This is a genomic window from Streptococcus sp. CL8.13 (assembly GCF_049737895.1).
On record NZ_JBKOTT010000058.1, the window covers coordinates 1 to 5466 of the forward strand.

Annotated in this window: 7 protein-coding genes; 3 read left to right on the forward strand and 4 right to left on the reverse strand. The window is 39.5% G+C overall.

What is annotated here, in order from left to right:
• The 3 genes from ACLNCN_RS02965 to ntdP form a co-directional block, all read left to right on the forward strand.
• Positions 1 to 505: site-specific integrase (locus ACLNCN_RS02965; protein WP_424844576.1), on the forward strand; the 505-nt coding region annotated here is incomplete at its 5' end.
• Positions 506 to 594: 89 nt separating this feature from the next.
• Complete coding sequence (recX, locus tag ACLNCN_RS02970; protein WP_084926160.1) at positions 595 to 1371, forward strand: recombination regulator RecX; 777 nt, start codon at positions 595 to 597, stop codon at positions 1369 to 1371.
• A gap of 88 nt (positions 1372 to 1459) precedes the next feature.
• Positions 1460 to 1993, forward strand: a complete 534-nt coding sequence (gene ntdP / locus ACLNCN_RS02975; protein WP_000775316.1) for a nucleoside tri-diphosphate phosphatase — start codon at positions 1460 to 1462, stop codon at positions 1991 to 1993.
• 69 nt (positions 1994 to 2062) lie between these two features.
• Here ntdP and ACLNCN_RS02980 read toward each other — a convergent pair whose 3' ends face one another.
• The 4 genes from ACLNCN_RS02980 to ACLNCN_RS02995 form a co-directional block, all read right to left on the reverse strand.
• Positions 2063 to 2830, reverse strand: coding sequence for an epoxyqueuosine reductase QueH (locus ACLNCN_RS02980; protein ID WP_060627100.1), 768 nt, complete (start codon positions 2828 to 2830; stop codon positions 2063 to 2065).
• A gap of 123 nt (positions 2831 to 2953) precedes the next feature.
• On the reverse strand, positions 2954 to 4576 hold the full coding sequence (gene groL, locus ACLNCN_RS02985) for a chaperonin GroEL (protein WP_173283212.1): 1623 nt from the start codon (positions 4574 to 4576) through the stop codon (positions 2954 to 2956).
• A gap of 15 nt (positions 4577 to 4591) precedes the next feature.
• On the reverse strand, positions 4592 to 4876 hold the full coding sequence (gene groES, locus ACLNCN_RS02990) for a co-chaperone GroES (RefSeq protein WP_000917337.1): 285 nt from the start codon (positions 4874 to 4876) through the stop codon (positions 4592 to 4594).
• A 298-nt stretch (positions 4877 to 5174) separates the two neighbouring features.
• The coding region (locus ACLNCN_RS02995) for a PTS system mannose/fructose/sorbose family transporter subunit IID (RefSeq protein ID WP_424844577.1) at positions 5175 to 5466 on the reverse strand (292 nt) is incomplete at its 5' end.

A 5466-nucleotide genomic window follows, 5' to 3' on the forward strand; every position in this document is an offset into this window, starting at 1 on the left:
TCGTGAGTGTCTAGCCTTGAAATGGTCTGATATTGACCTACAAAACGGTAGCATTTCAGTTACCAAGACTTTAAACACCCTCAAGGAAATCACTAGCCCTAAAAGTAAAAGTAGCATTAGAGAAATAGCACTGGATACCAAAACGGTACTCATGCTTCGGCTCTATAAAGCAAGACAATCCCAAATAGGTAGGGAAATAGGGGTAACTTTTGAAAAAGTGTTCTCTGATACCTTTGACAATTATAGAGAAGCTGGAGCACTCAGATTCAGACTAGAAAAGCATTTAAAACTAGCTGGATGTCCTCGTTTGAGTTTCCACGCCTTCCGACACACCCACGCTAGTCTATTGCTTAATGCTGGCCTGCCATACAAAGAAATCCAAACACGGCTAGGCCATTCTAAAATTTCAATGACTATGGATATCTATAGTCATCTGTCCAAAGACAATAAGAAAAAGGCGACTTCCTTTTATGAAAAAGCCATTGAGAATTTACAAAGTTCCTAAAAAGTTCTTAAAATTCATCATCAAGGGACAAAAAACGGCTATATCAAGGGGTTTCAGCTTTTTCTCACATTTTGAGTTATAATAGAACTATGAAAATCACAAAACTTGAAAAGAAAAAAAGACTCTATCTGATGGAGCTTGATAATGGCGACAAATGCTACATTACTGAAGATACTATTGTTCGTTTTATGTTATCACGAGATAAAGTGATAAGCCAAGAAGAATTGAAAGAGATTCAGGACTTTGCCCAATTTTCTTACGGTAAGAATCTAGCCCTCTACCACCTATCCTTTAAAGCTCGCACTGAAAAAGAAGTCAGAGAATATCTGAAAAAATATGATATTGATGAAGACATAGTTTCTCAAGTAATTGCTAATCTTAAAGAGGAGAATTGGATTAATGATGGCCAGTACGCTTATGCTACCATCAATGCCAATCAACTTTCAGGAGACAAGGGACCTTATGTACTGACTCAGAAACTAGCACAAAGGGGGATTTCAAAATCTACTATAGAGGAGACCTTGAAAGAATTTGATTTTTCCGAAGTTGCTCAACGTATAGCTAATAAACTATTGAAAAAATATGAAGGAAAACTTCCAGCTCGTGCCTTGCAAGATAAGATTATCCAGAATCTGACCAATAAGGGTTTCTCATACTCTGATGCTAAAAGTGCCTTTGACGAATTGGATAGCCAAGTAGACGAAGAAACGACTCAGGAACTTATCTTCAAGGAACTTGACAAGCAATATGCCAAGTATGCTCGAAAGTATGAAGGATACGAACTTAAACAGCGTTTAACTCAAGTTTTAGCACGAAAAGGCTACGATTTTTCGGATATAGCAAGCGCTCTCAGAGAATATCTTTAATATTTTCATGTAAAAATCACAGATTTTAGGCAATTTTATGGTACAATAGTAAACGATAAACTTACAAATTGTAGAAAGTTGGTTAGTTATGAAGCTTCCAAAAGAAGGCGACTTTATTACAATTCAAAGTTATAAGCATGATGGCAGTCTCCACCGAACTTGGCGGGACACCATGGTACTAAAAACAACAGAAAACGCCATTATTGGTGTCAACGATCATACACTTGTTACCGAAAGTGATGGTCGTCGTTGGGTTACTCGAGAACCGGCTATTGTTTACTTTCACAAGAAATATTGGTTTAATATCATTGCCATGATTCGTGATAATGGAATTTCCTACTATTGCAATATGGCTAGCCCCTACTATCTGGATGAAGAAGCGCTGAAGTATATTGATTACGATTTGGATGTTAAAATTTTTACAGATGGGGAAAAACGTCTCTTGGACGTTGAGGAATATGAGCGTCATAAACGCAAAATGAATTATTCTGATGATTTGGACTATATTTTAAAAGAACATGTCAAAATTCTTGTTGATTGGATTAACAATGGACGTGGTCCTTTCTCAGAAGCCTATGTAAACATTTGGTACAAGCGCTATGTAGAACTAAAGAATCGGTAAAGTTGTCAAACTAGGGTGAAAGCCCTGGTTTTTTATTTGAAAAACCCAGCTTTTCAGCTGGGTTGGTCTCTATATATCTAATTTCGTAACAGTAAATTTAATGTGGGAATAGTCTTTTTCAACATCCTTATCCAGCAAGAAAGCTGTAGCATCTTTCTTAACCTGAACCAGGTCAATATTCTGAGCTTGGGCTGCATAGACGCATCCACAATAACATTGACGATATATATCATACTCTTCACACATCTCCACTGAACGTTTGTAGCCCTGATTTTTCTTGAAATCACTTGGAAGATAGTGGGTTGTATAAATTTTTTGCACATCGATTCCGATGCTGTTAATGGTTTGAGAATTCTTATGAGGACTAATGGTCAAGGCTGAGCCAAAATAATCAAAGCCCAGATCCATAGCCACTTGCGCTGTCTTATCCAGGCGGTAGTCAAAGCAAACCTTACAACGGTCGCCACCTTCTGGCTCTTCTTCCAGTCCTCTGACTAACTTACGGTATTCATTTGGTTCGTAGGGAGCTTCTAGGTACTGAACCGTATTTCCTGTTCGCTCATTGAAATCACTGACAAATTTTTGGGTGACGTAAGCCCGCTTGTGGTATTCTGCCTTGGGATGGATATTAGAATTGGCAAAATAGATTGTCACATCAGCATACTTTGTTAAATATTCTAGAGTATAGGTACTGCAAGGGGCACAGCAAACATGCATGAGAATGGTTGGACGTTGCTCATTTTTCTCCCATACTTGTACCATCTTCTGCATGACACGGTCATAATTAATCTTCTGATTAGGGTTCATCTTGCTCAGAATTTCTTCTACATCGATCATGTTCTTCTCCTTTTTCTAGTCTTATTTTATCATATAAGTTAGAAGAGCTCAAATCAATTTAGAAGTGAATATCATAAAAAGGAGGGGTAGGCATTCCCTCCTTTTGTGTTTTTTATAGAAAGCTTACATCATGCCGCCCATCATGCTTGGATCCATTGCTGGAGCCGGAGCTGCTGGTTCTGGTTTATTAGCTACGACTGCTTCTGTTGTCAAAATCAAGCTGGCTACAGATGCTGCGTTTTGTAGGGCTGAACGACTCACTTTAACTGGGTCGATAATCCCTTGATCAATCATGTTGACCCACTCGCCAGTTGCTGCATTGAAACCTGTACCAAGCTCAGCATTTTTCAAACGATCGATAACGATTGAACCTTCAAATCCTGCATTGTGAGCGATCTGACGAACAGGTTCTTCCAAGGCACGGAGAACAATATTGCGGCCTGTTGCTTCGTCTCCTGTTAATTCCAAGGCAGCAACAGCTGGAATCACATTGGCAAGAGCTGTTCCACCACCTGCAACGATTCCTTCTTCAACAGCTGCACGAGTAGCGTTGAGGGCATCTTCAATGCGGAGTTTCATTTCTTTCAACTCAGTTTCAGTTGCGGCTCCAACCTTAATAACCGCTACACCACCTGACAATTTTGCCAAGCGTTCTTGCAATTTTTCACGGTCAAATTCAGAAGTTGTAGTTTCGATTTGAGACTTGATAACCGCAACACGATGAGAAATCGCTTCAGGATTTCCAGCACCTTCTACGATAACAGTGCTATCTTTATCCACAGTTACTCTCGCTGCTTGACCAAGTGCTTCAATTGTCGCATCTTTCAACTCAAGACCAAGGTCTTCTGTGATAACTGTTCCACCTGTCAAGATGGCGATATCTTCAAGCATGGCTTTGCGACGGTCACCAAAGCCAGGTGCCTTGACTGCTACCACGTTGAAGGTTCCACGAATCTTGTTCAATACAAGAGTTGGAAGAGCTTCACCATCCACATCATCTGCAATAATCAAAAGTGGACGATTGCTTTGGAGAATGCTTTCGAGGAGTGGCAAAATTTCTTGGATATTGGAAATCTTCTTGTCGGTAATTAAGATATACGGATTTTCAAGGTCAGCCACCATTTTTTCGCTATCTGTCACCATGTACTGTGAAAGGTAACCACGGTCAAACTGCATTCCTTCTACGACTTCAAGCTCTGTTTCCATACCACGTGACTCTTCGATAGTGATGACTCCATCTTTGCCAACTTTTTCCATAGCTTCAGAGATGTATTCACCGACTTTTTCAGAACGAGAAGAGACGGCTGCAACTTGAGCGATAGCTTCTTTGTTGGCAACAGGAATAGCATTGTTTTTCAAGGCTTCAACTGCTGCAGCAACTGCTGTTTCAATCCCACGACGAATGCCAATTGGATTGGCACCTGCAGTGACGTTTTTGATTCCTTCACGGACGATAGCTTGGGTCAAGACTGTTGCAGTCGTAGTCCCGTCACCTGCGATATCATTGGTTTTAGAAGCTACTTCTGATACCAATTTGGCACCCATATTTTCAAAATGGTCTTCCAATTCGATTTCTTTGGCAATAGTCACACCGTCATTGGTAATCAAGGGTGAACCGAATGACTTTTCAAGAACGACATTACGGCCTTTTGGTCCCAAGGTTACTTTAACAGTGTCTGCAAGGATATCGACACCACGGACCATAGCTGAACGGGCATCAGATGAAAATTTAATTTCTTTTGACATACTTACTTTCTCCTTCTATTTTTCAATGATAGCCAAGATGTTAGCTTCGCCTACGATGATGTACTTTTCATCGCCATCTTTGACATCAAGACCTGCGTGTGCTTCAACCAAGACACGGTCTCCAGCTTTAACACTTGGAGCAACCAAGTCACCGTTCAAGGTACGAACACCTTGTCCAGTAGCCACAACTTGAGCTGTTTTGGTTTTTTCTTGGGCTGAACCTGCGAGGACAAAACCTCCAACAGTTTGTTCTTTTTCTTCTACTTTTAAGACCACACGGTCCCCTAATGGTTTCAACATCTGATTTCCTCCATAATGAGATAGATATCATTAGCACTCTTTACACTTGAGTGCTAATTCATAGTTCTATTGTATCACTTGGTCAGAAATAGTCAAGAAAAAAGTCTGACTTTCTGAGGATGAATAGATAAATTCTTTATCCTAATTTTGCACTTTAATAATGTAGAATTTTAACGAACATGATTTATGGAATTAGTATTTTCGTTAATTCTTTTATAAAAAATACCGAAACTCTAAATCCTTATATTACGCATATATAAAAAACAACGATTATGAACCGTTGCTTTTTTAGATGCTATTAATATTTCAAGCCTGGATTGAAAAATCCTAAGGCTACTCCTACAAGTGCAATAACTACCAATAAGAGCATCACCCAATTTGGAGAAACTTTCTTTTTAGCCATCAGCCACCAACATAGAACAATAAAACCTGCTGTTAAAAGACCTGGATAAACACCATCAATCTTTTCTTGTAAGTTTAAAAATGTTTCTCCATCTCCATTTTTCAGCTCTAGCGCCGTAGTGACAGATACCCAAGTTGCTGCAACAGCTCCTATAACCATACCACCAACAACACTAATTGCTTTTCTT

Bases quoted from the DNA above. Each gene is read 5' to 3' on its own strand.
- recX (WP_084926160.1), top strand. From the start codon at position 595: ATGAAAATCACAAAACTTGAAAAGAAAAAAAGACTCTATCTGATGGAG.
- ntdP (WP_000775316.1), top strand. From the start codon at position 1,460: ATGAAGCTTCCAAAAGAAGGCGACTTTATTACAATTCAAAGTTATAAG.
- ACLNCN_RS02980 (WP_060627100.1), bottom strand. From the start codon at position 2,830: ATGATCGATGTAGAAGAAATTCTGAGCAAGATGAACCCTAATCAGAAG.
- groL (WP_173283212.1), bottom strand. From the start codon at position 4,576: ATGTCAAAAGAAATTAAATTTTCATCTGATGCCCGTTCAGCTATGGTC.
- groES (WP_000917337.1), bottom strand. From the start codon at position 4,876: ATGTTGAAACCATTAGGGGACCGTGTGGTCTTAAAAGTAGAAGAAAAA.